The organism is Burkholderia puraquae (assembly GCF_002099195.1).
In the GTDB taxonomy this organism is placed as follows: Bacteria; Pseudomonadota; Gammaproteobacteria; order Burkholderiales; family Burkholderiaceae; genus Burkholderia; species Burkholderia puraquae.
Genome location: NZ_NBYX01000009.1, coordinates 229,391 through 252,894, shown reverse-complemented (window position 1 = coordinate 252,894; position 23,504 = coordinate 229,391). Strand labels below are relative to the sequence as shown.

At 66.2% G+C, this 23,504-nt stretch carries 16 protein-coding genes and 1 pseudogene; 3 read left to right on the top strand and 14 right to left on the bottom strand.

Translation table 11 applies throughout. From position 1 onward, the window contains the following. Positions 1-6: 6 nt before the first annotated feature. The 3 genes from B7G54_RS19460 to B7G54_RS19450 are packed head-to-tail and all read right to left on the bottom strand — an operon-like array spanning position 7 to position 4,136. Positions 7-2,583 carry a TonB-dependent siderophore receptor gene (locus B7G54_RS19460; RefSeq protein WP_085040549.1) on the bottom strand — a complete coding sequence of 859 codons (2,577 nt, stop codon included), beginning with the start codon at positions 2,581-2,583 and terminating at the stop codon, positions 7-9. Positions 2,584-2,636: 53 nt separating this feature from the next. After that, positions 2,637-3,623, bottom strand: a complete 987-nt coding sequence (locus tag B7G54_RS19455; RefSeq protein ID WP_085040548.1) for a FecR domain-containing protein — start codon at positions 3,621-3,623, stop codon at positions 2,637-2,639. Between the two features lie 3 nt (positions 3,624-3,626). Then, positions 3,627-4,136 carry a sigma-70 family RNA polymerase sigma factor gene (locus B7G54_RS19450; RefSeq protein ID WP_085040547.1) on the bottom strand — a complete coding sequence of 170 codons (510 nt, stop codon included), beginning with the start codon at positions 4,134-4,136 and terminating at the stop codon, positions 3,627-3,629. A gap of 566 nt (positions 4,137-4,702) precedes the next feature. On the opposite strand from B7G54_RS19450, the gene B7G54_RS19445 reads away from it, so the two are divergent. Both B7G54_RS19445 and B7G54_RS19440 read left to right on the top strand, forming a co-directional pair. Further along, positions 4,703-5,863 (top strand): porin, encoded by a 1,161-nt coding sequence (locus B7G54_RS19445; protein ID WP_085040546.1) that lies wholly within the window; start codon positions 4,703-4,705, stop codon positions 5,861-5,863. 410 nt (positions 5,864-6,273) lie between these two features. Beyond that, positions 6,274-7,512 carry a lytic transglycosylase domain-containing protein gene (locus B7G54_RS19440; RefSeq protein WP_085040545.1) on the top strand — a complete coding sequence of 413 codons (1,239 nt, stop codon included), beginning with the start codon at positions 6,274-6,276 and terminating at the stop codon, positions 7,510-7,512. A gap of 57 nt (positions 7,513-7,569) precedes the next feature. Here the strand turns inward: B7G54_RS19440 and B7G54_RS19435 are convergent, their stop codons facing one another. The 11 genes and pseudogenes from B7G54_RS19435 to B7G54_RS19385 form a co-directional block, all read right to left on the bottom strand. Continuing rightward, a complete protein-coding gene (locus tag B7G54_RS19435; RefSeq protein ID WP_085040544.1) occupies positions 7,570-9,693 on the bottom strand; it encodes a phospholipase effector Tle1 domain-containing protein in 2,124 nt (707 codons plus the stop codon). 5 nt (positions 9,694-9,698) lie between these two features. Continuing rightward, positions 9,699-10,178, bottom strand: coding sequence for a DUF3304 domain-containing protein (locus tag B7G54_RS19430; protein ID WP_085040543.1), 480 nt, complete (start codon positions 10,176-10,178; stop codon positions 9,699-9,701). An 8-nt stretch (positions 10,179-10,186) separates the two neighbouring features. After that, positions 10,187-10,561, bottom strand: a complete 375-nt coding sequence (locus B7G54_RS19425) for a DUF805 domain-containing protein (protein ID WP_085040542.1) — start codon at positions 10,559-10,561, stop codon at positions 10,187-10,189. After that, entirely contained in the window at positions 10,558-11,448 is an 891-nt protein-coding gene (locus B7G54_RS19420; RefSeq protein ID WP_244289381.1) for a DUF4123 domain-containing protein, read from the bottom strand. Before B7G54_RS19420 ends, B7G54_RS19425 begins: the two co-directional genes overlap by 4 nt. A 5-nt stretch (positions 11,449-11,453) precedes the next feature. Beyond that, the gene (locus B7G54_RS19415; protein WP_085040540.1) at positions 11,454-14,258 is read right to left on the bottom strand and encodes a type VI secretion system Vgr family protein; all 2,805 of its coding nucleotides are present in this window, start codon (positions 14,256-14,258) and stop codon (positions 11,454-11,456) included. Positions 14,259-14,324: 66 nt separating this feature from the next. Continuing rightward, positions 14,325-15,197, bottom strand: a complete 873-nt coding sequence (locus B7G54_RS19410) for a hypothetical protein (protein ID WP_133059192.1) — start codon at positions 15,195-15,197, stop codon at positions 14,325-14,327. A 53-nt stretch (positions 15,198-15,250) separates the two neighbouring features. Next, positions 15,251-19,030 (bottom strand): type VI secretion system Vgr family protein, encoded by a 3,780-nt coding sequence (locus B7G54_RS19405; protein WP_085040539.1) that lies wholly within the window; start codon positions 19,028-19,030, stop codon positions 15,251-15,253. 61 nt (positions 19,031-19,091) lie between these two features. Beyond that, a complete protein-coding gene (locus B7G54_RS19400; protein WP_085040538.1) occupies positions 19,092-21,491 on the bottom strand; it encodes a T6SS phospholipase effector Tle1-like catalytic domain-containing protein in 2,400 nt (799 codons plus the stop codon). Next, positions 21,488-22,102, bottom strand: a complete 615-nt coding sequence (locus tag B7G54_RS19395) for a DUF3304 domain-containing protein (RefSeq protein WP_085040537.1) — start codon at positions 22,100-22,102, stop codon at positions 21,488-21,490. Before B7G54_RS19395 ends, B7G54_RS19400 begins: the two co-directional genes overlap by 4 nt. An 84-nt stretch (positions 22,103-22,186) precedes the next feature. Further along, on the bottom strand, positions 22,187-23,053 hold the full coding sequence (locus B7G54_RS19390; RefSeq protein ID WP_085040536.1) for a DUF4123 domain-containing protein: 867 nt from the start codon (positions 23,051-23,053) through the stop codon (positions 22,187-22,189). Between the two features lie 2 nt (positions 23,054-23,055). Beyond that, positions 23,056-23,259: pseudogene (locus B7G54_RS19385) on the bottom strand (DUF2345 domain-containing protein); the annotation flags it as partial. On the opposite strand from B7G54_RS19385, the gene B7G54_RS19380 reads away from it, so the two are divergent. Next, the gene (locus tag B7G54_RS19380) at positions 23,237-23,503 is read left to right on the top strand and encodes a PAAR domain-containing protein (protein WP_085040592.1); all 267 of its coding nucleotides are present in this window, start codon (positions 23,237-23,239) and stop codon (positions 23,501-23,503) included. The pseudogene B7G54_RS19385 and the gene B7G54_RS19380 sit on opposite strands and share 23 nt — an antisense overlap. Position 23,504: the final 1 nt, after the last annotated feature.

Sequence of the window (23,504 nt, the reverse complement as noted above, 5' to 3'; positions counted from 1 at the left end):
GCGTGGTCAGAACTGCAGCGTGGTGAGCAGCGACACCTGTCGCGCATCGCCGATCGCGACGAAGTAACGGTTCGCGCTCGACGGGTAGTAGGTGCGATTGAAGAGGTTCTTCACGTTGAGCTGGAACGACAGCTTCTGCTTGCCGATCCGCGTGTCGTACGTCGCAAACGCATCGGCGAGCACGTACGACGGCAGCGTGAAGCTGTTCGCCGAATCGCCGGGCCGCGCGCCGACGTAGCGCACGTCCGCGCCGATGCGCAGGTCGTCGCCGCCGACCAGCGTGCCGAAGTCGTAGACGGCCGCGAGCGACGCGGTGTGGCGCGCGACGTTCCACAGCTGGTTGCCCGTGTACAGCGGATCCTCGGTCGTCTTCGCGTCGATGTACGCGTAGCTCACGATCACGTTCACGCGCTCGCCGATCCTGCCCGACAGGTCGAGCTCGATCCCGCGCGAACGCGCCTTGCCCGACGTGCGCCAGTCGGTCAGCTTGGTCGCGTCGTTGTACTGCGACACGAGCACGTTCTTCTTGTCGATATTGAAGAACGCGAGCGTGCCCGTCAGCCCGCCCGGCAGGTCAAGCTTGCCGCCCACTTCCCACGCGGTCGCTTCCTCCGGCGGCGTCGCGCCGTCGATGATGTAGCCCGTCATCGGCGCGATCGACGACGACGGCTTCAGCGATTGCGAATAACTGCCGTACAGCGAGAACGTATCGGTCCACTTGTAGACGACGCCCGCGCGCGGCAGCCACTTCGAGCCGCTGAGATCGGTGTTCGCGACGAACGGCCGGCCGCGCCCCGCAACCTGGTTGTACGTGATGTAGCGCAACCCGCCCGACACGATCCACTTGTCGGTCAGGTGAATCGTGTCCTGCACGAACGCCGACGCATCGTGCAGCGTGTCGGTCTGGTCGCTGTCGCTCGCGGACACCGTGCTCGACGGCGGCAGCAGCCCGTAGACGGGATTGATATAGCTGAACGGCGTCTTCACGGCCTGCCGCAGCATGTCCTTGCGATAGATGCGACGGTATTCGGTGTCGAAGCCGACCTGCACGTCGTGCTGCATCCCGCCCAGCATCAGCTTGCCATTCACGTAGCCGATTCCGTAGCTGTCGGTGCTGAGCGAACCGTGCGTCGCGTCGTTGCTGCGCGTCATCGTGCCCTTCACCGGATCGACGCCCGTCGTGCGCAGCTGGTTCGCGTCATAGGTCTCGCGGTTGTAGCTGTAGCCGAAATGCGCGCTCCAGTCCGCATTGAACTGATGATCGACGCTCAACTGCGCGAGGTGCGATTCGCCGTCCATGTTGTTGAACGGCTCGTCAATGCGCCGTCGCGCGGGAATGTCGAGCGGCGCGTTGGTGCGCGGGTCGAGCGCCGTGCCGCGATCGAACGGCGAATGGAATTTCCGGTACTGGTAGGACGCCACGACTTGCGTATCGCGCCCGTACCATGCGAGCGACGGCGCGACGAAGGTCTGCCGGTATTCGCCGAAGTTGCGCCAGTACTGCTCGTTCGACTGGTCGACGATCAGCCGGTACGCGAGCCGCGAATCGCCGACCGGCCCCGTCGAATCGAAGGTCGCGCTGCCGCCGTTCTTGCCGTGCCCGAACGTCGACGCGCCGAGCGAGATCGCGTTGTAGCGCTTGAGCTGCGGCTGCCTGGTGACGACGTTGACCACGCCGCCCGGGTCCATCAGCCCGTACAGCAGCGACGTCGGCCCCTTCAGCACCTCGACGCTGTCGACCGCCGCATTGAACGCGCGCCCCTGCACGAGCGGCATCCCGTTCTGCATGATCGAGCCGTCGCGGTTGCCGCCGAAGCCACGCTTCATGATCGTGTCCTGCGTGCCCGCGAGCGTGTTGCCCTGCGTGATGCCGCTGACGTTGCCGAGCGCGTCGTCCAGATTGCGCGGTCGCTGGTCGCGCAGCACCTGCGCGGGCACGATGTTGACGGCCTGCGCGGTGTCGAGCAGCGGGATATCGGAACGCAGCACGCCCGCCTCCTTCGGCGCGCGATAGCTTTCGGCGCGCAGTGCGCGGGTGCGCACATTGATCGCGGGCAACTCGGCACCGGCGGCCGCGCCGGCCGCTACGGGCCGCGCGACCGAACCGTCCGCGCGCTTCAGCGTGTAACCGCCGCCCGGCTGTCGCAACGCGACGAGCCCCGTGCCTGCCAGCAGGTGGTCGAGTGCCCCGTCGACGTCGAAACGGCCCTGCACGCCACCGCTCGTCAGGCCGGCCGTCAGCTCGGCCGGAAACGCGAGCAGGATGCCCGCGTCGCGGCCGAACCGGTTCAGTGACGCTTCGAGCGGCCCGGCCGGAATGTCGAACGCGCGGCGTGCCGCGCGCTGCGCGGCCGGCGCCGCATCGGGGTCGGTGTCGGCCAGCGCGGGCAGCGGCAGCAGCGCCGACACGAGGACGGCGCCGGCCAGCCGGCGCGCGAGACGCCCCGGCGCAACGGGTGCGGCCGGGTGCGGCGCGCACGGCAGATGTCGGGCAGGCGCCGGACGGCGCCGATACGTGAGACGGATGAAAACCATGATCGGGAGGTCGGTGGACGATGGGCCAGTGCTGCTTTCATTACCCATGTCACGCGAACAACGAGAAACAGCTCAGGCCGGCGGAAATTTTTTCGACACGCTCACGAACGGGCCGGCACGACCGTCGCCCAGTAGCGCGTCAGGTAGCGGACATCGATCGGCAGTGTCGCCTTCAGCGTATCGAGCACGCGCGCGGGATCGTCGAGCGGATAGGTGCCCGACACGCGCAGGTCGGCCACGGCTGCATCGCAGCGCAGGCTGCCGCGCCGATAACGGTCGAGTTCGGCGACGAGATCGGCCAGCCGCATGCGCGACGCGACGAGCATCCCGCCCGTCCACGCGGACGCATGCGCATCGAGCGGTGCCGGCGCGCCGACCACATCGCGCGTGAAGTCCGCGCCCTCTCCCGCCGCGATCACGCGCGTGCCGGCCGTCGCGTCGACCGGCTGCACGCGCACCGCGCCGGCGAACACTTCGACGCTCGTCGCGCCGTCGCGCTGCCGTACCGCGAAGCGCGTGCCGAGCGGCTGCAACTCGCCTTGCGCGGTCGCGACGACGAGCGGCCGCGCGGGGACGCGATCGTCACGTCCGCTCGTCACCATGATCGTGCCGCGCAGCAGGCGCAGGCGGCGCGCCGCGTCGTCGAAATGCACGTCGAGCGCCGTGTCGGTATCGAGCACGACGACCGTACGATCCGCGAGCGTTACCGTGCGCTGCTCGCCCACCGCCGTGCGCAGGTCGGCCGGCCAGACCGCCGCGCGCCGCGCGGGCTCGGCCATCCATGCGGCACCGCCGGCGAACAACAGCACGGCCAGCGCCTTCACGGCGGCACGGCGGCGGCCCGCGCGCGGCGGCAGCAGCGCCGCGTGCGCGGCCTGCGGGTCGAGCCCGGCCGCCAGCCCGCCGAATCTGCGCTGCATCGTTTCGATATGACGCCATGCCGCGTCGTGCGCCGGATCCTCCGCGCGCCAGCGCGCGAGCGCGGCATCGAACGCGTCATCGGTACGGCCGGCCTGCCGGTCGACCCACCATTCGACCGCCCGACGCGCAACCTGCGGCGGCACCGCCGGCACTCCCGGAGTGGCCATCGGTCAGGCCGCCATCGCGAAGAAGCACTGCGTACCGGCCTTCACGAGATAGCGCTTCACCGTTGCAAGCGACACGCCGAGCTCGCGCGCGATCTCGGCCTGCGTGAGCCCGTCGAGCTGCGCGAGCAGGAACGCCCGCTTCGCCGCGAGCGGCAGGCCGTCGAGCAGCCTGTCGATTTCGAGCAACGTCTCGATCACGACGGCCCGCTCCTCCGGCGACGAGGCAGACGCTTCAGGGCGCTGCGCGAGCGCATCGAGATACGCGCGCTCGATCTGCTCGCGCCGCCAGTGGTTGCTCAGCACGCGCTGCGCGACCGTCGTCAGGAACGCACGCGGCTCGTCGGCGCCGATCGGCTCGTCGCGCGCGAGCAGGCGCATGAACGTGTCGTGCGCCAGATCGGCCGCGCGGTGCGCGCAACCGAGCTTCCGGCTCAACCAGCCGCGCAGCCACGCGTGGTGGCCGGTGTAGAGGGCGTCGATTTCTCGATGGAGAGACAGCTTGTCAGCAGACATGGCCGGGTTCCGAGGGTGCGCAGGCGTCAACGATTTTGTAAATGAGAATGATTATTATATACAAAACCGGACCGTCGGCCGAAGTCCCGATGCGCAGTGGCCGCTGCCCCGCTCCGGCGGGCGGTGCGCCGATAGCGGTCTCGCTGGGGCCCTCAAGCATGGGCCTTCCACGCACCCGGCGACAATGAGACCGGAATGGACGCCCCCGTCGCGATGCCGCCGCCGGGCGCACGCGGCGTGTCGATAACACATTCATTACAGCCCGGCCAATTCGATTCATTCAATAATTATTTGACGGATCGATAACAATATCCCGGCCACCTTGATTCCACCCCGAATTGCCCGAAATTATCGCGAGATATGCAAGCCGCAATGGCGAAATCGCGAAATGACGATCAATTGATACGCAATTTTCAATAATTTAAATCCCTCGATTGCAGCGATCAGAGGGCATCCCTGTCTGCATCAGGCCACAAAAGAGAATTTCATTTTTGCCGTTTTAATCGGGCTCGGTAGTCTCCTGCCATTCCGGATCACGAACACAAGCCAATGCGCAAGGAGATGACATGAAACGCACGACCCTCTCGCTGATTTCCATCGCGTCATTCGCGGCGATGCCCGTCGCGCATGCGCAGTCGAGCGTCACGCTGTATGGCGTGATCGACACGTCGATCACCTACGTGAACCATGCGCAGGGCAAGGACAACGCGTGGATGCTCGGCAACAGCAGCGCGGGCAACCTGGCCGGCAGCCGCTGGGGCGTGAAAGGCACCGAGGATCTCGGCGGCGGGCTGAAGGCACTGTTCCAGCTCGAGAACGGCTTCGACCCGAGCAACGGCCGGCAGGGCCAGGGCGGCCGCATGTTCGGCCGGCAGGCGTTCGTCGGCCTGACGAGCGACCGCTACGGCACGCTCACGTTCGGCCGCCAGTACGATCCGCTCGTCGATCTCGTGCAGGGCATCACCGCCGACAATTATCTCGGCAGCGTGTTCGCGACCCCGGGCGACGTCGACAACTACGACAACAGCTTCCGCGTCGACAACGCGGTGAAGTACACGTCGGCCGTCTATGCGGGCCTGCAGTTCTCGGCGATGTATTCGTTCGGCGGCATCGCGGGCAGCACCGGCGCCGCAAATTCGTATTCGGCCGCCGTGTCGTACAACAACGGGCCGTTCAGCGTCGCGGGCGGCTACTTCCACGCGACCAACAGCCCCGCATCGAACAGCCTGCGCAGCGGCTGGACCAGTTCGTCGGACGGCACGTTCGACGGCCCGATCAACAGCGGCTATGCGAGCGCGCATTCGATCGGCATCGCGCGCGTCGCGGGCCAGTACGTGGCCGGCCCGTTCACGTTCGGCCTCGGCTACAGCAACGCGCAGTACCGCCGCGATGGAAGCTCGGTGTTCGGCTCGAACGAGCACTACAACACCGGGCAAGGCTTCGTGAACTACCAGGCAACGAACGCGCTGCTGGTCGGCGTCGGCTACAGCTATACACGCTCGGGCGGCGACACGTCGGCCACCTATCACCAGGTATCGGCCGGCGCGGACTACAACCTGTCGAAGCGCACCGACGTCTACCTGACCGCCGCGTACCAGCACGCCAGCGGCCAGACCGGCGACGGCAAGGGCGGTTCGATGGCCGCGCAGGCGTCGATCGGTTCGTACGGTTATGCGGGCACGAGTTCGCAGACGATGGTCAACCTCGGGTTGCGTCACCGCTTCTGATCGAAAACGGCCGGCTGCGCACGGCGCGGCCGGTCGAATCCGCATCGACCGACATGGCGGCTTCGGCCGCCAATGATTCCGGATCGCCGTTTCATCGCCCTTTCCAACCCGGATATCGACTGCCGCGCAATTTCCATCCGGTTCGATTCAGCACCGATTTCCCGAGACGAATGACGCAAGGCGTCAGTATTCCGGCGCCGCCACTGCTCCGGCATTCGCCCGAAAATCCGGCCATTTTTACCGATAATGCTTCGCTGTACCTTGTGACCGGACGCAATAAAAATGCGTGGCGAACGCGTGCACAAATGCAAAGGAAAGTTTGACGCGAGCCATTTGCCTCCCCGCTATGGCACACTTCGCGTCTGCGTAATTTCCTTGCACCGGGCGGCCGGATTCCGCCCCATCCTGCCATGCCGCGTCATACAACCCGTCCGATCAGCCGCGAAACGCTGAAAATCGCCTCGACGATCGCGATGTCGTGCGCGCTGCACGGCGTCGCGCGGGCCGATTGCCTCGACGACGCAGCCGCGTTCCAGCATGTGAGCGTCAGCCTGATGCGCGGCATCGCGCAGGTCGAATCGGGGATGAATCCGCGCGCCGTCAACACGAATACGAACGGCACGGTCGATATCGGGCTGATGCAGATCAACAGCACGTGGCTGCCGACGCTCGCGCGCGAGGGCATCACGCGGGAAAGCCTGTTCGATGCGTGCACGAACGCGTATGTCGGTGCGTGGATCCTGTCGCAGAACATCCGCCAGCTCGGCCCCAACTGGAACGCGATCGGCGCATATAACTCCGCCTCGCCAGACAAGCGCCTCGCGTATGCGCGCAAGGTCTATGATGCAATCCGGACCATGCCGGATTCGCCGGATACTCCCATGCCTATCCTGCCCCCCTCTTTTACGCCGCCGCAACAGGCCGAGGCGTACAACCCGTTCGCGAGCCTGAGCGTGTCCGCGCCGCCGGTCACGCGCCCGCGCACGATATCGTCGGCCCCGCCGGCGCCGCCGCAGGGCGGCCCCGCCGGCCCGGCCGGCTCGTACAACTTCGGCTGGACGGTCACGGGTGCGGACCAGGCGAAGCCGACCCAGGTATTCGACGACGGCGCACGCGTCTACGTGCAGTTCAGCGACATGAAGCACGTGCCGGCGATCTTCACCGAGACGTCGAGCGGGCGCGTGCTGATGTCGTGGGAATTGCAGTTTCCGTATGCCGTCCTGACGCGTCCCGCGCAAACGTTAATCTTCCAGCTCGGGCCGTTCGAAGCGCGCGCGCAGCGGGGTGCGGCGGCCGCAGGCATGACCGCGCAGGGCGCGGCTGGAACGGGAACGCAGCGTTCGGGCGCGACGACGGCAACGGCCACCACGGCGCCAGCAGCGAAACAACAGGCTGCGAATGCATCGGCCAAGCGACCGGCGTCGGCCGACGCACTCTGGTATCTGAACACGCCGTCGACGTCAGGATCGGCATCGACCTCGAGCACGGTGAACGGCACACCCGCGTCGACGCCGTCGAACCAGCCGGCCACGTGGCCCACCGCGGTCACGTCGAACACGCCGCCGCCGGCCGCAACGCCCCAGGCACCGGCTGCGGCACCGCAGGCTACGCGCGTCAGCACCGACGCGCTCTGGTACATCTCGAAGTAACGCACGGGCCGGCTGCGTATCGGCAGCCGGCGTCGGCGAGTGTGGCGGACTACCGGACTATCGAGCGACCGTCGTGCCGGACGGTGCCGATACAGTCGACACCAGCGATTGGTACACGTCCGAGACGCGGTCCAGGAACGATTTGTCGGGTGCGGTCGCGATTTTCTGCATCGCCCGCGTATTCATGTAGTTCTTGATCGACACGAGGTGGCTCCACACCGCCTCGACGTCACTCTCGGCCATGCTGTCGTGCACGTGCTTCACGAACAGCGGATACATCGCCTCGACCTGCGGCAGGCGCTCGCCCGGATTGTTCCATAGCCAGAACAGTGCCTGCGCCTGCGGGTCGGTGTTGAATATCGACGGCGGCAACTCGCCGTCGATCTGCTTCATTGCCTGCTTGCGATCGAACCCGTATCCCGGGCGCGTACCGTGCTGCTTCTGGTAATCGATCTCGCGCACCAGCTTCTCGTAACGCCCGTACGCCAGCGGATTGGCCGCACCGCCGAGCCAGCCCGGCTTGCGCTGTGCCGCGGCCGTGCGATTCTCGGCCTGGTCGTACCACATGCGCAGCCACTGGATATAGACGACCATGTGGCCCTTGAGCTCGCCCTGGATATCCTTCGGCAAATCGGTCACGACGATCGGGCGCGGCGGCGCCGGATCGGGCACGCGGCAACCGTCCGTCATGTCGGGCACGGGCTTCGGGTTGAGAAAATCGAGCGGCCCGATCGACGGCTTGAGCGGCGCCGACGGATAGCCGATGCCGGTACCCAGCGGCGTCAGCGGCGGAATCTCGCGTGTCGTCGCCACGAGCTTCTTGACCGCCAGCCGGTAGTCGAGCTGGAAATTCTGGATCTCGGGCGGCGCGACGATCTGCTGATACAGCGCACCGTCCTCGTTCGCCAGCGCGGTCAGGCTCGGCATCGGAATGCCCGCGCCGTACGCGCGGTGGTACATCATCTCGAGCGGCACGCGCGCAAGTTTGTCGGAAATGCCGTCCTCGCCTTCGATCGCGCCGCCGCCCACGTCCACCTGCGCGCCGGGAAACAGGCGCTCCTGCCGCCGGCCGCGCATGTCGGCCGGGTCGACACCGAGCATCGTCAGCGGCTTGTACACGCGCAGTTCGTGAGCGGCCGCGTAGTGCACGCATTTCTCGATGTCCGGCGACAGGATCAGATCCGACGACACCGCGTTGCTCAGCGGGATGTAGCCCGTCAGCAGGTTGTCGTCGAAGCGGTTCGTCACGCAATCGAACAGCCCCATGAACTTGATCTTGACCTGAACGCCGTCGTATTTTCCGCCCTTGGCCACCTCGTCGAGCAATTGCTTGGCAAAGGCGAGCGCAAGGCCGCCGCCCATGTCGTAGCCGAAGATCGCGACATGGATCCTGTTCACCGTGCCGGCCTGCTTCGCACCGGCCACCGCCGCCTTGAAATCCTCTTCCGCCGCCTTCAGGCGCGTATCCACGCCCGTATTGAACAGCGCGGCGCCCAGCTTCGTATCGCGCGTGAGCTGGAACGACTCGGCCAGCGCGCCCAGCGATTCCTTGCCGACTTCCTTCAGCACGGTTTTCGGAATCCGGTACGGATACTTGACGACGTCGCGCCAGAAGCCCTTCCATTCGTGCCGCAGATAGCGCAGTGCGCGATTCTTTTCCGACCCGGGCCGCTCGATCGCGCGCTCGATCCGTTTGCGCGCGTCGCCCAAGCCGTCTTTCGTCTTGCCGACCAGCGTATCGAACGTGTCGCTCACGCGATTTCCGAATGTAGGATTGCTGATCTTGCCGCTCTGCTTCCACGCATCCTCGGCGGCCTTCTGCGCCTTTTCCTTGGCCTTGTCGACCGTCTGCTCCTTGAGCTTGTCGCCGGCCTTCTCGCTGACCGTATCCGTCGCCTTGTCCTTCAGGACCTCGCGCAGCACACCGGCCTCGGGGTCGAAATCCGCGCCGAGTCCCGGATAATAGAAGCGCCGCATGTTCTTGTTCTTCTTGTCGTACGCGGCATTGAACAGCTTCAGGATGTTGGTTCGCGGACCATCCTTCTCGCCGAAGCCGAATCCGTCGAAATAGAAGCTCACCCACAGCATGTGTTCGCATGCGGGACACATCTGCTCGGCCTCCGCCTTGACGCGGTCCGTCTCTGCGGAGACGGCGTCCTTCTTCAGGTTGATTTCCGCCATGGCACTTACTTCTCCTGCGTCGGCTTGAGTTCGGGAGCGTTCATGTCATCGACCCACTGCAGCTCGGCGGTGCCGTTCTTGCGGAAATACACGCGCAGATAGCGCGATGTCGGCGATTCAGGCTGGGGAATGGTCACGTCGATCGTCTTGCGCTCGGGCTGGATGCCGCGCTGGATATCGTCCAGCGGTTGCGCGAATTCCCAGAACAGCTTCACCTTCTGTCCCGGCGTCACCTTGCAGCCGCAGGCGAAGCCGCCGCCGCCGCCGAATGCCTCGCCGTCCTCGCGCGCCGACGGATTGCCGAAGCATCCCGACTTGTGTTCGTTGTCGAGCCAGAACTCGTGAAGCTTGCGCCCGTATTCGTTATATCCGGTGACGCACACGTTATGCGGCTCTGCCGACGCATCGACACCGTGCTTGCTGCATGCGGCGAGCACAGTCAGCCCGACCAGCGCCAAAACGTGCATCCCTGCTCTGAATTTCATCGATACCCTCACAAACTTGCGTCGTTGTTGCCTGCATCCGGCGATGGCGGACCGAACCGGTTGCGCGCGTCGTCCCCGCGATAGAACCCGTTCATCGCAATGGCGATGAATGCGCCTCCGACCGGGATCGCATGAAGAAGCGTCCACCATCCGGACTTGCCGATGTCGTGCCACCGCCGGACCGACACTGCCACGAGCATCCAGATCATCACGATCGCGAATGCCCAGCCGACGACATCGACGAACGTCGCGATACGTTGCGCTGCGGGCAGGTCGGCGAGCACGTCGAGCACGGAGCCCGCGATCAGCCACGGCACGGTCACGCCCCACCACTGGATGCGCCCGGCCCGGCCGCGGAATGAAAACAGGGCGGCCACGCTCATCGCCGCGCCTCCGGTTCCGTGTCGACACTCGCAGCATCGTCGTGCTCGATCAGGTGGTCGAGCAATGCTTCGCATAACGCATCGTGATCGTTCCGATGCGCGGCGATGCAGTCGGCGACGATCGCGTCGTCGAACCGCACGTGGGCGTACATCGCCAGCGTCGCAGCGATCCGGTAGGCAAGCCGGTCATCGTGCAGCCCGTGTGCGTCCAGCAAGCCGAACAGGCTGCGCGTGCTCGCATAGGTTTCGAACGGATCGGCATCGACGGGGATCCGGCCGTTGCGTCGCAATTCGGCAAGCACGGCGTCCGGCCGGCTGTCGCTGCGCAAGGCGTCGAGCTCGCGGGCATCCACACGTGGATAGAAGATCCGTTCGTGCCGGCGCGGATGCCGCACCGTACCGACGGCGCCATCGCGACGCACCCAGGTCCACGACACGCACGGCGACAACAACGCCTGATAGCGCGACTCGGACAGCGCGCCCGCCAACGTCTGGAACACCGCGGCATCGTAGAACCGCAGCAGCCCGTCGCGATCGTCGGGCAGCGTCACGCGCGTCCTGACGCCGAGTTTCGGCGCCAGTTCGTCGAGCGAATACACACTGACCAGCGACAGAAACGCGAACGGCCGCCGCGCGAGGTGCCGTTCGAGCAGCGCCGACACGTGCGGCGCGCGATAGTCGCACACCAGCGCGCAGACCTCCGGGTTGGCCGCCTCGGGCTGGCCGGCGAGCAGGTTGCAAACCTCTCCTTGCACAATCAGCTCGCGCCAGGGCGCCGCGTTGATCGGCAACTGCGACGCATCGGCCAACAGATAGCGATGGGCATCCGGAAATGCCGCATGCTCGGCGGCTGCCGTCGTTTCCCATGTCTGGAGCAGCGCAGTCATCGTCGTCATCCGCGGGTGGCGATCGCTTCGTGGCGATGCGCGAGATCCCGCATGCATTCGACGCATGCGGGCTTGTTCATCGACGGTAGCTGCACGTTCGCGGATCGCGGGCCGGTCAGCGTGTGCTGGGCCGCATGGAACGTGGCCTTGCCGGGCGCGCCGATTACGATGTCGTTGCCTTCCATCTTCAGGAACGCGTTGGCGGCCGTCAGCAGCAGCCGCTTCGGCGACTGCAGCGCGACACTCGCCTGCGCGCTCGATACCGTCACCGCCCGTTGCGCACGGGCGTCCAGCGCCCCGGCGTTCTGCGCCTGCACGGTGACGGCGCCCGTCGCGGCATGAAGCGCAATCCCGACGGCCGACACGGGGCGGCTGCCGCCCGGGGTGCCGTGCGTGTACAGCGCGATGCCTTCCTTTGAGACGATGCTCGACTTGCCCTGGACCGTGACCTGCACGTCGCGTCCGGCGCTCAGCACGGTTTGCGTACCCGATGTCCACACGTGGCTTTGCGCGGTCAGCGCGGCGACGCCGGCCGCGCCGTGCGCGACGACATGCGGATGCTGCCACGCGACCGCGCTACCGCCGCCGGCACCGCCCGCGCCGCTGCCTTCGCGTGCCGCGCCGATCGATGCCTGGCTTTGCTGCAGCCCCTCGATCGCCGCGAGCTGCGAAGTCGTGCCGCCGGCAGTCGCGGCACCAGGCTGCGCCGGGCTCGTGCCCGGCTCCGCGCCCTGCTTGCGCGCGAAATTCGCGAGCCCCTGCAGCAGCTCGCGTTGCTGCGCGAGCACCTGGCTCGCCGCACTCGCATCCATCTGGTTCACGCCGGGCGCCGTACTGATCAGCAAACCGGCGCCGGCGCGCAGCGCACCGGCGGCCTGCGTCGACAGTTCCGCGCCGTAGCCGCGATCGGCCAGACGCCGGTTGTCCTGCACCTGCTTGATGTGCCCGAGCGTCAGACCGCTGCCGTGATCGGTCGTATAAAGGCGCGCACTCGACTGGCCGGCCGTATCGTCAAGCATGAATTGCCGCGAGCCGCCCGCGCCGGTCTGGCTCGCGCTCAGGTCCTGCGTCTTGAAGCCGGTCAGCACGGCCGCGTGGTCATTGCCGGCGAACCACGCCGCCGCATTGGCCGTGCTGCCGCTCGGGCCGCCCGCCAGCGCATTGTGCCGCGCGTCCGCGTTGCCCTGCCCGTTGTACAGCGCGGCGACCGCGACCGGCCGGTCAGGCTGGCCCTCCAGCCACTCGGTCCAGACTTCCTGACCGACGCGCGGCACGCTCACCCCGCCCCAGTTGTCGCCGCCGACCGGCGTCACCATGCGGGTCCAGGTGCCCGCGCCGCGATCGGCCGGCGCATTCGCCGCGCGCGGATGTTCCTCGCGACTCGCGGAATTCTGCCCGCGCTGCGCATGATGCTGGATCCGGATGCGGTGATCGCGTTCGGTGTGAACCGGATCGCCCGCCCCCACCACGATGCTCGTCTGCGCGCCCGGCATCACGGCGACCGGATGCAGGCGTGCACCGTGCCCGCTCGGCGCCAACGGCCGGTAAGCCTGGTCGAACGGCAGCGCGGCGAAGCGGTTCCGGTACACCTCGTCACCGTCCACCAGCGCGCCGCCAGCGTGCGTCGTGGCGTCGAATGCCGCGTGCAGCGCCTGCGCGCCGCCATGTTCGCCGGCCGCGGCATCGAGCATCGGCGGAATCGCACCCAGCCGTTGCGCGATCGCGCCGTGCACGTCGGCACCTACGTTCGCACGCGCGTCGTGCTCGACGCGCAGGCACACGAACGCACGCGACGCGTCGAGCGACGGATGCTGCGACATCGCGAAGTGCAACCCCGGCCGCAGATCGCGACGCGTGCCGCTGCCTTCGGCCTGCAGCGCCGCCACGCGCTGCGCGTCGAGTTGCTGCTGCGCGCGCTGGTCGCCGATCGCGGCCGTCTGGAACGCGTACGGGCCTGCAACATCGCGATCCTCGCCCGGCGCGACCGCGCCGCTCGCGCACGCGCCGGACGGACGGGTCGACAGGCTTCGATGATCCCAGCTTGCCCGCGCGACGCTGCCGATGCGCCAGCGACGTGCGTTCAGGAACTGCCGGATGCCGCCGCGCGGGTCGCCGTCGCTCGTCTGATGGAAACCGACGACTTCGGGTTCAGCCGGGGCGAAACGCTGGTTCGTATCGGCGAGGACGAGCGTGTGCTTGCCAAGGTCCGTCGACTGCACATCACCGTCGTGTTCGAACCAGTAGAAGATGCCCTCTTCCGCCCACAGTCGTTCGAGAAACGCGAAATCCGATTCGCCAGCCTGTGCAGTCAGGCTGCGGTTCGCATATTTCGCCGGATCGGCAAGCGCCCAGCGCCATGCCGGCGCGATCGCGCCACGCGCGTAGTGCGCGAAGATCTGCTCGCTGATCTCGACCACGCTCGCGTTCACGAAGTTGTAGCTGTCGACGCGCTGATGCAGCAGCGCGAGCCACGGTTCGACGACGAGCCGCACGCGCGCGAGCCCGCCGTTGTAGCCGACGAGTTCCGCGGCCGTCACATGGCCGTGGAACGGGCGCCGTGCGTCCTGCCCGTCCGCAACGTGCCATTCGATGAGGATCGACGCACCGATCAGCCTGTCGAGCGGCACGTCGGGACGCTCGGTCAGCGCCGTGACCTGAAACCGGAAGCCGCCGCGATCGAGCGACTCCCATCCGCGCAGGCTCTCGGCAACGAGCTTGTCCGCGCCGAGCGGTGTGGTCAGCCACAGAAACCGATCGTGCTGCGACCAGCCGCGGAAGAACGTCTGGATGAGGTCTGATTGGGTCGGCATGATGTTTGGTTCGGGATTCGCGGGGCTATGTCTCAAATCGGGGCGTTCGTGGAGCCGGCACGCCCGTTACTGCTCGGTCAGTTCGACCGCAGGCGGCGTATCCATCCGGATAAATGCTGTTCCCTTCATTTCGGCAGGCGACTGAAAGTTGAGGTTGGCTGTGCCTCCAAACCGGTACGTACCCGCATCAACCTGCGATGCAGACGAACCCGGATCGAACTCCAGCTCCGTATAAGGCACGACGAATTCGACCTTGACCGGCTGCGCCGGCTTGACGGAAATCGCCGACGCATAGAGCCGAGACGCCGCACTCAGATACTTCTCCACCAACCCGACCTTGAACTTGATACCCGCGTCGTTGAACCCGCGGATCTGAACGTATTGCCCGTTCAGGGAAACGCGTTTAGGCAACCATTTTTCCGGACCGTCGATGACCACCTCCTGTTTGCCGTCATTCCTGAACACGACGTCCACCACCAGATTCCGAGACGCAGCGTGCACGGCGAACTCCGGATGCAGATTGATCTCGGGCGTGCCGTTGTCGAGCAAATCCTGCGCGAGATCGTAAAGAAACGATAGCTTGCCGCTGATCTCATCGTTGGATCGATACTGAAGCTGGCCCACGTAACGCGTTCCATTCTGCTCGAATGAATATCTCAGGACCGATCCGATATTTCTGCCCGGCACCGAAGCGATCTCGTGATTGGCGAGAATCCGCCTGACCTCTTCGAGCTCCGGCCGATAGCGGTCGCTCAGTTCTGCCGTGTATTTTCCAATGCCCGTGTACTTCGCCGGTGGCATGATGTCCAGATCCCGTCCACGCGAATAATATGCAACGCGATTACCGTCAAACGTGAATACCAACGGAGGCGAAGGATTGATTTGCCCCGGGCTGTTTTCCATCGCGAAGTAGTCTGCTCTCGTTTTAGCCAATGCCATTTCCGTTATCCCGCATATAAAAACCGATATCAGAAAAACCGACACGAATCGCCTCATTCCAGGACCTCCCAGTCGATGTGCGTTTTTCTATTAAACCAGTCACGGAAGCCGTAAAAATAGTATTTCGGCACGAGCGACACCGGATGATCGAGTCCCCCACCCATCAGGTTCGTATCTGTCGTGCGTTGCCAGTTGTCGACGAGCTGCTTCATCTTCACGTCGACGAGTTTCTTCGAATTGATGTATTTCCCGTACACCGAGCCACTGTTCTCGAAGTACTCGTCAGGCCACCCGAACAAATGTCCCGTTTCGTGCGCCCGTACGTTTACGGTGCCGTCCGGCACATAGTCGCCGACATCGCTATCCCATATGACCGATTTCTCGCCCCAGTTTCCGGAATCGGCCCTCGATTCCATCGGAAACAGATTGACTTCCGCATGGACACGCCCGTCCTTAACGAACTCCACCTCTGCCCGCACCTTGACCGTACAGGTGCATGCGTTTCCGAGTGGGCATTGCTTCGGCCGCATGGTGTAACCATTCCGATTGAGACAGTCCTCAATCTGTTTCTTAACGCCCTGCGCGTTGCTCAAGTCTCCCGGCCGATCAACCACGGTTAGAATGACGCCGGCCGCTGCCCCGTCACTGTTATACGGAATCGACCGCCGCTTGCCCGTTTTCTTGTCCAACACGTCCGCGCCATATTTGACAGCATGCTGGTCCTTCAAGTGGACCTTGACGCGAACGGTCGCCGTCAGCGTCGCCGTCGCTGGCGAGTACTCGATATCGTACTTCCCGTGCGAGCCTGCCATATGGTTGAGTGACGGTTGATGCGTGACGGGATCGAGAACCGCTTTGCCATTCGCATCGGTTTCGTAATAGTCCACGCACCCCATATCGACGACATAATCGAGTTCTTTGACGGCCGGCACGTGAAGGTTGCACGGCTGCCCCGAACTGGCACCCGTGGCGCCGGGACGCTGTGCTGCGGAGCTATCTGCCGCCGCAGTTTCCGGAGTCGTCGCCGATGCAGTCGGCGCCGTAGCAGCGCTACCCGACTGCCCCTGCGGTTTGACTGGTGCCTTGGCCGCAAATGATTGGGCAACGATCGGCGCGCTAATGCCTGCGTCTTGTATTCCACCGGCAATCGCCGCTTTGCCGAGCGCTGCCGTACTTGCCGCGATCGAGCCCAGCCCCGTCAGGTCCAGTGTCGAGCCAGCAGCAGCCGATCCCGGCCCCACCTCGACCACACGGGGCGCTCCCATCGCCACCGCCCCCCTCCCCGCCGGGCTCGCCGCCAGCGCCTGCACGAGAAAGTCGCACGGATCGCCCTGCGGCAACACCGGCAGCGCCGGCAGCTTCACGCTCGCTGCACGCGGCCCCGGGAACGGGTGCCCGCCCGATTTCACCGCGAACTGCCCCGGCGTCTCGATGATGATGTCGCCACCCTTCAGCGTGATCCGGTTCGGCCCCTGCTGCAGCACGATCGCATCCTGCGCGAGCACGTCGACGCGTTCGTCGGTCGACGTCACGTGCACGGTCTGGTCGCCGAGAATCTCCATCGTCGACGCGTGCGCCTCGATGCTCACCGGCCCTTCGCCCGCGATCACCTTGAGCCCGCCCGCCACGCTGTACAGGCTCATCGAATCGCCCGTCGCCGCGGCCACGGTGGCACCGGCGCCCACGTGCGCATCGCCTTGCGACGTCAGATGAACGTGCTGCGCCGCATACGACACCGCGCTCTCCGGCGTCGTAACCACGATGTTCTCCGGCGACTCCATCAGCACCGCAGGCGTCGCGAATCGCTCGACGGGGTCGCCGCCGTCGCGCTGCGTCCCGTTCGGCTTGGTTGCGCTCTGGCCGCCCACGCTACCCGCATACTTGCCGTCCTGCGCGGGATCGATCGCCTTCAGGAAATCCGTCTGCGCCTTGTTCGCACTCAGGCCGACCGCCTGCGCACCAATCGCAGCGGTGTCGAGTTCCTGCGCCGTTTTCGCCGCGTCCTTCAACTGCTCCACGCGTTCGGCGACATCCAGCTGCGTCGACGCACCGAGCCGGCGCGCGGTACTCGACATCAGCACGCCCGCGCCGGCCCGCACGACGCCCCATCCCTGCGTCGCCAGTTCGAAGCCTTCACCGCGATAGGCGCCGCGCATCGTGCCCTGCTGGTCGATCAGATAGCCCTGCGCAAAGCGCGTGCCGGCAGTCGAATTGCTCAGCTCGTGACGTAGTTGCCCGGCCGCATCGTCCATCACCCAGCGGCTGCCGGGTTGCCCATCGAGCGTTTGCGTCTGCAGGCCCGTCAGTGTTCCTGAATGATTGGCATCGCTGCCCTCGCCGGCCGAGAACGGCGGACGCACTCGGCCGCCGTACACCTGGCCGAGCACGACCGGTGCATCGATGTTGCCCGACTCGAAGCCGACCACCACTTCCGCCCCCACGCGGGGCGCAAACGCATGACCGAAATTCGGCCCGGCCGCCTGTTCGGCGACGCGAACCAGGATGCCCGAACGGTGATCGCCCGGCGCATGGCCGGCTGGATTGGACCGGCTCGCGGTATCCGTCAGCCCGCCCGGCAGCGGCGCGGCACCGCGCATCCACGGAAACTGGATGCGGACCTGGTGATCGCGCGTGCTGCTAACGCGCCCGCCCGGCTCGCCGACCACGATCGCGGTCTGCACCCCGTACACGATCGGCCGGTCGCGGAACGGCGGCACGATCGGCGTGCCTTCCGGCACTGCGACGAAGCGGTTGCGATACAGGCCCTTGTCGAGCTCGCCGCGGCCGAACAGCTGCCCGATCTGCGCGCCGAGATTGTTCACGGCTTCGTGCTCGATCGACAGCGGCACGAACCGCACGGCGCCGCCCAGATAATCGTTCAGCGTATGTACCTTGCCGGTCTCGAGCGTGCGCGACGAGCCGCCGCCACGGTAGATCCGCTTCGCGAGCTGCAGCGCGTCGAGACGCTGTTCGGCATAACGCTGCGCGTCGCCGCTCGTGTCGAAGCGGCCGGCGCGCTGGCCGTCGTAGATCTCCCGCACCGGCAGCAGCGGCGCGTCGGCGTCGGCCGGCTGTTGTGCATGGCCGGCGAGCGCATGGAGTTCACTGGCTTTCCAGCTCGTTGCCACCACGCGATCCGGCACGAGCTGACGCCGATCGGAGAATTGCGTCATCACGCCGTCCGGATCGCCGACGTCCTGCGCATTGAACGCGATCGCGCTGCCGTCGGGCAGCCGCGCATGGCGGTCGAACACGACGACGGCATGGTCGCCCGACGGCGCCTTCCCCGCGTCCTGCCCATGCTCGATGCGGAACGACAACCCGGCTTCGGACAACTGCCGCAACACGAAATCGAGATCGGTTTCGCGATACTGGCCGCGCAAACGAAACGATCGCAGCGGCTCGACGCGTTCATAGCGCCAGTGCGCTTCGGGATAGTCGCCGAATACGCGCTCGCAGATACCCTCGACATCGAGATCGACGAAATACAGGCAATTGCGGCGCAGTTGCAGCAGCGCGAGCCACGATTCCATCGTGAGCCTATAGCGCGTGAACTCGCCGTCACTCTCCGCATAAGCAGCATGCGTGACGTAGCCGTTCCAGCATCGTTCGCCTGCCGCCGTCGCGAGACGCAACCGCATGGCGCTGCCGATCAGCGGCGCGAGATCGAGAAACGGCTCGCTCGACAGCACGTCGATCTCGAACCGGAACGATTCGCTGATCCCTTCACGACCGTGAAAGCGCTCGACCACGAACGCGCCTGGCATCGCGGTATCGATCTGGATATGACGGGTCGCCTGCCCGTACCCCGTTAATGCGGCAACTAGATCCATGTTGTTTCTCGGCAATCGCGCGCGAATGCGTGCCGCGCCGGCTGATTCGTATCCAATCGGTTCATCGGAACAGCTTGCTCATGTCGACGTTGCGCTGCATCTGCTGACGCATCGCCTCCATGTCTTCCTGCACGCTCGGCACATGGGGCGCGTCCCAGCGCACGCCGTTCACGTAGACGGTGCGCCAGCGCAGGTAGCCCCAGACGAACGAAAACTCGCGTCCCGAATCCTGCAACGCAAGACCACCCGTAACTTTCGGGTCGGTCAGGATCGCGCTATCGGTCGGCGCCGTTGCGTCCCGGGCCGCTCGAGCCTTCTGTGCAGCCTGCTGCGCGGCGTCGTAGCGTTTCAGGATGCCGGCCTGCTGCGCGGTCAGCGTCGAACGCGGTTCGGGCTCCGGCGCAACGTTGGCGGCCGGCCCGAGCCCAAGCGCACCCGCCCCCATCACCTGCATGATCTGCGACGGTCCCGGCACGCCGAGTTGCTGACGCTTCTTCCACTCGGCATGCTGGCGCTCGAACTCGGCCTGGCGGGTTTTCAGCGCGTTGATCTGATTGTGATTCCACACGTCGTCGTCGTCGCCGAGCGGCTTGAACCACGCGCGCGAATCGTGCATGAAGTTGTCGTACAGCGCGCTGATCGGCGCTTCCGGCGGCCCCATGTTCCAGTCGCCCCGCACCTCGAGCCACTGCTTCCATTTCTCGTCGAGCTGCAGCTGGAAGAAATCCTCGGCGCGCTTGGCGCTCGCGCGCACCAGCGGACCGACGAACGGAATCGCGGACTGCAGGCCCGCGGCGATCGGCAGGACAGCCGGCGAAATGACGGCCGCCGCCTTCGGGTTCTGCGTGATCTTCCGGCTGACTGTATTGCCCGCGTACCGGCTCACGGTCGGTCCGCCTTCCTGCTCGCATTCGAGCAGGTCGCGCCATTCGAGCCGCAGTTCCTCGTTCGCGCTGTCGAGATCGACGGCATCCTGCGGATAGGCGGCCTTGGCGGCCAGAAACGACGGTTGCGAACGCAAATTGTCGAGCCGCATCTTGCGCCAGCGCAGGTAAAGCCCGTAGTGCGCGCGCATCAGGCCCGGCGTGCCGTGCTCCTTCGCGTAGTAATAGTCGGCGCTCGTGCTCACATAGGTGGAAAACGCGCGCTTGAGCGCGGGAGAAATCGCGAATGCCGCCGCCGCTTCGGCAGCGATACCGGGCCCCTTGATATCGAATGGAACACCGGCCTTGCGCGCTTCGCGATACATGTCGAGCAGCGGCACCTGCGAAAGCTTGTCCGCATCGCCGGTGCCGCGCCCCTGCTCGCCCGGCCCGTACCCACCGCCGACGTCCGAATGCACGCCCGGATAGACGATCTCCTCATGCCCGTCCCGCGACGCATCGATCAGGTCAAGCGGGAACGATCCGCGCGGCTCGTGGGCGGCGACCATGTGGACGCAGCGACGCACGTAGTGCGGCACGCCCATCAGTTCCCTGCGCCCCCAGCCGCCGTGCCCATCGAACAGCGTCGCGGCCGTGCTTTGCGCGATGCCGACCGACGCGACCGTATCGAAGATGCCGAGAAAGTCGTACGACACGGGCACGCCGCACAGGCTGAAGTCGGGGTCCAGCGCATCGGCCAGCCAATTCGAGAACGTGCGGGCCTCGGCCGCCCCGCGCGAAAAACCGAACACGTACAGGCGGATGCGCTGCAGTTTCGGCTTGCCCTTCACCAGCAGGTCGCCGACGCGCGCCTTCAACTGCGCGCATCGGGCCCGCAACGCAACGCGGCGTTTCTCGTCCCACGCGCGCATCGTCGCGGTCCAGTTCGCCGTATCGACTTCGCCCTTGAGCTGCGCCCAGATCGTGTCGCGATCCCAGGTCAGTTCGATCCCGTTCTGCTCGGCGGCCATCAACTTGAGCGCACCGACGCTCGAACTGCCGCGCGCGTTGATGTCGCCGAGACTGCCCGGCCTGGGCGGCGTGCCGCCGAGATCGATGCCCTTGAAATTCAGATCAACGCTGACGGCCTTCGCGAGTTCCTTGTCGCTCTTGCCGAGCGCCGCGGACAGCGAATTGCCGAATGCGTGCGCATGCACGACGTTGTGGATCTGCAGCAGCGCCCAGTTGATGCGCCCCTCGCCGGCCCATCCCGTCGCGGCGCCGGCCGCGGCCTGCAGCCCGACGCCCTGGTCGCCGATCTCGTCGACGAACGGCGTGCCGACGCCGGCCACGTAAATGGCACTGTGATACTTGTCGCGGGGAAACACGTCGAACAGCCGCGCGACGTTGCTGTGCTTGCCGCCCGCGCGATCGCGATCCGCGTTGTTGCGCGTGCCGTCGAAGAAGATGCCGACGTGCAGCGTCTTGCAGCAGCTCATCCCGTCGTCGTCGTGCAGCCGGCGCATGATCGCGTCCTGCTCCTCCCGGGTGACGACGCTGACGTCAGGCCGGTCGGCGCTCGCGAAGCGGAAACTCATCGCGTGATCCTCTGGTCGGGATTCGGGCACTGCGGGTCGCTGTTGCGCAGCGTGAAGTGCCCGGGACACGCTTCGTCGGGCGCCTGGAGATTTTCGGGGAAGCCGCGGTAACCGGGCATCCACTGCGACGCATAGACCTTGATGCGATCGTGCGGAAAGAACAGGACCCACAGGAAGCCGTCCGAAAATGTTTCGTAGCGCTCGACCGGCACGACCCGGCTCGCGAGCGCCTTCGGATCCTTCCTGTAGAGGTTGTCGTCCCGCCACTGCAGATTGACGGTCAGCCCCGGATGCCATTGTTTCGGCAACGCGACGCAGCAGATGATCGCGCCGCCGCCGCTGCCGATGCGTGCCGGCACCGTCCCGCCCCAGGTGCCGTCGACGTAGAAAGCGCCGATCGGAACGTCGGTGTAGTTGAGGGCATTCAGTTTCAGCCCCATCGTTCCGGATGCGGAAGCGGCTGCCGCGCTGGCGACGCTCGACGCGCCGGCCGCACTCGACGCGGCGGACGACACGTCGGTCGCGCGCGAGCATCCGGCCGTCCCGAGCAGGATGGCCGCGACCATCAGCAGCCGAGCGGCAAACGTCGTGGAACCGGCATTCAAACTCATCTGTTCATCCTCTTGTCCGACGCCGTCCGGCGTGGATCGCTATCAACCATGTGCCCCGTCGCATGCACGCGAACCCGCATCGTTCTACGCGGGCGACGTTGCCGGCGCGAGCTCCGTCACCAGATATCCGGCCGCCACGAGCGCATCGAGCGCATCGAGCGCGGCCCGCGACGCCGCCGCAGGCGGACCGTCGTGCCGCGCCCACGCCGCACTCACGCACGCATGGGCTTGCGACGGCGTGGCCACTAGACGGCCGAAACTCTCCGGACGCTGGCGAACATGAAAAACCAGCGTGTCGATCTTCGCAGCCTGCCGAAGCCGTTCGACCTGGTCCTCGTCGAGCAAGTATGGCTCGCCGCTGCGTCCGGCGTCCGCTTTATCGCCAGCCGCCCGGCTCGCGATGCCGAAATCGAGCGCAACGAGCGCCCCGGTGCGGTCGAACACGTGCCACGCGTCGACCCCGTCCGTGAAGCGGCAGCGCTGTGCGGGCGTCAGCACCGCGAGCCACGCGGGCAGGCAACGCGTGTCGGCGAAACGCACCAGAAACGCTTCGCCGTCAGCCGCCGCACTCGCCTCCATCTGTCCGCGCAGATGCGCGGCGAGCGCGGCGGTATCGCGCGCGCCATGCAGCAGGCTCACCATCGGCCGTCCGGACGTCTCGCGCAGCACCATCTCCAGCATCGCCCGGCGCGCCGCCGCGTCGGCCGGCAACGGCACGAGGCACGGCGAAATCGCCAGCAGGTCGTCGCCGTCGTACACACCTTCGTACAACACGATGGCGGCATCGTTGCGCTCGATCGCGGGTATCCGCTCACGCAGCGCCGGCGCGAAACCCATGTCGAGCAGCAGATGCCAGCGGCCGTCGGCAGGCGCGCGCTCGAAAAGCGCATTCAGCCGGTCCGGCGTGCCGTCGGGATAGCGGTCGATCCAGTCGGTCGTCTCGATCGTCATGCTCAGATCGCCTTGCCCGCGAGCGCGCTGCCCGACTGCATCGCGTGGAGCAGGCATTCGACGCAGACCTTTTCGGGAAACTGCGGCAACGGCGTATTCATTTGATCGGGGCCCACGAAGGCATGCTGCGCGGCATACACGACGAATTTGCCGGGGCAGCCGAACGTGACGTCGCCACCTTCGATCGTCACGTGTGCCCCTCCGCTCCTCGGGGACAAACACAGCCATGGCGGCACCGTGACCAGTGCGTCCACGCTGTCGTCGGTCGACGGTCGCGGCATCGCGCGCCGCAACGACACGGTGACGTGTCCGATCCACGGCCCGAATTACATCGTCGACGGCGACGACACGATGATCGTGCAGGGTGAAGGCGTCGCGCGCGACGGCTACAAGACGGCCTGCGGTGCCGTACTGGTCGCGAGCCGGACGGCGGGCAGCGATGGCAACTGAC

Coding starts and splice junctions, on each gene's coding strand:
- B7G54_RS19425 (WP_085040542.1), bottom strand. CDS start 10,561: ATGAGCGTGGCCGCCCTGTTTTCATTCCGCGGCCGGGCCGGGCGCATC.
- B7G54_RS19455 (WP_085040548.1), bottom strand. CDS start 3,623: ATGGCCACTCCGGGAGTGCCGGCGGTGCCGCCGCAGGTTGCGCGTCGG.
- B7G54_RS19405 (WP_085040539.1), bottom strand. CDS start 19,030: ATGGATCTAGTTGCCGCATTAACGGGGTACGGGCAGGCGACCCGTCAT.
- B7G54_RS19420 (WP_244289381.1), bottom strand. CDS start 11,448: ATGACTGCGCTGCTCCAGACATGGGAAACGACGGCAGCCGCCGAGCAT.
- B7G54_RS19450 (WP_085040547.1), bottom strand. CDS start 4,136: ATGTCTGCTGACAAGCTGTCTCTCCATCGAGAAATCGACGCCCTCTAC.
- B7G54_RS19415 (WP_085040540.1), bottom strand. CDS start 14,258: ATGCCGACCCAATCAGACCTCATCCAGACGTTCTTCCGCGGCTGGTCG.
- B7G54_RS19410 (WP_133059192.1), bottom strand. CDS start 15,197: ATGGCATTGGCTAAAACGAGAGCAGACTACTTCGCGATGGAAAACAGC.
- B7G54_RS19390 (WP_085040536.1), bottom strand. CDS start 23,053: ATGACGATCGAGACGACCGACTGGATCGACCGCTATCCCGACGGCACG.
- B7G54_RS19395 (WP_085040537.1), bottom strand. CDS start 22,102: ATGAGTTTGAATGCCGGTTCCACGACGTTTGCCGCTCGGCTGCTGATG.
- B7G54_RS19460 (WP_085040549.1), bottom strand. CDS start 2,583: ATGGGTAATGAAAGCAGCACTGGCCCATCGTCCACCGACCTCCCGATC.
- B7G54_RS19400 (WP_085040538.1), bottom strand. CDS start 21,491: ATGAGTTTCCGCTTCGCGAGCGCCGACCGGCCTGACGTCAGCGTCGTC.
- B7G54_RS19430 (WP_085040543.1), bottom strand. CDS start 10,178: ATGAAATTCAGAGCAGGGATGCACGTTTTGGCGCTGGTCGGGCTGACT.
- B7G54_RS19435 (WP_085040544.1), bottom strand. CDS start 9,693: ATGGCGGAAATCAACCTGAAGAAGGACGCCGTCTCCGCAGAGACGGAC.
- B7G54_RS19445 (WP_085040546.1), top strand. CDS start 4,703: ATGAAACGCACGACCCTCTCGCTGATTTCCATCGCGTCATTCGCGGCG.
- B7G54_RS19440 (WP_085040545.1), top strand. CDS start 6,274: ATGCCGCGTCATACAACCCGTCCGATCAGCCGCGAAACGCTGAAAATC.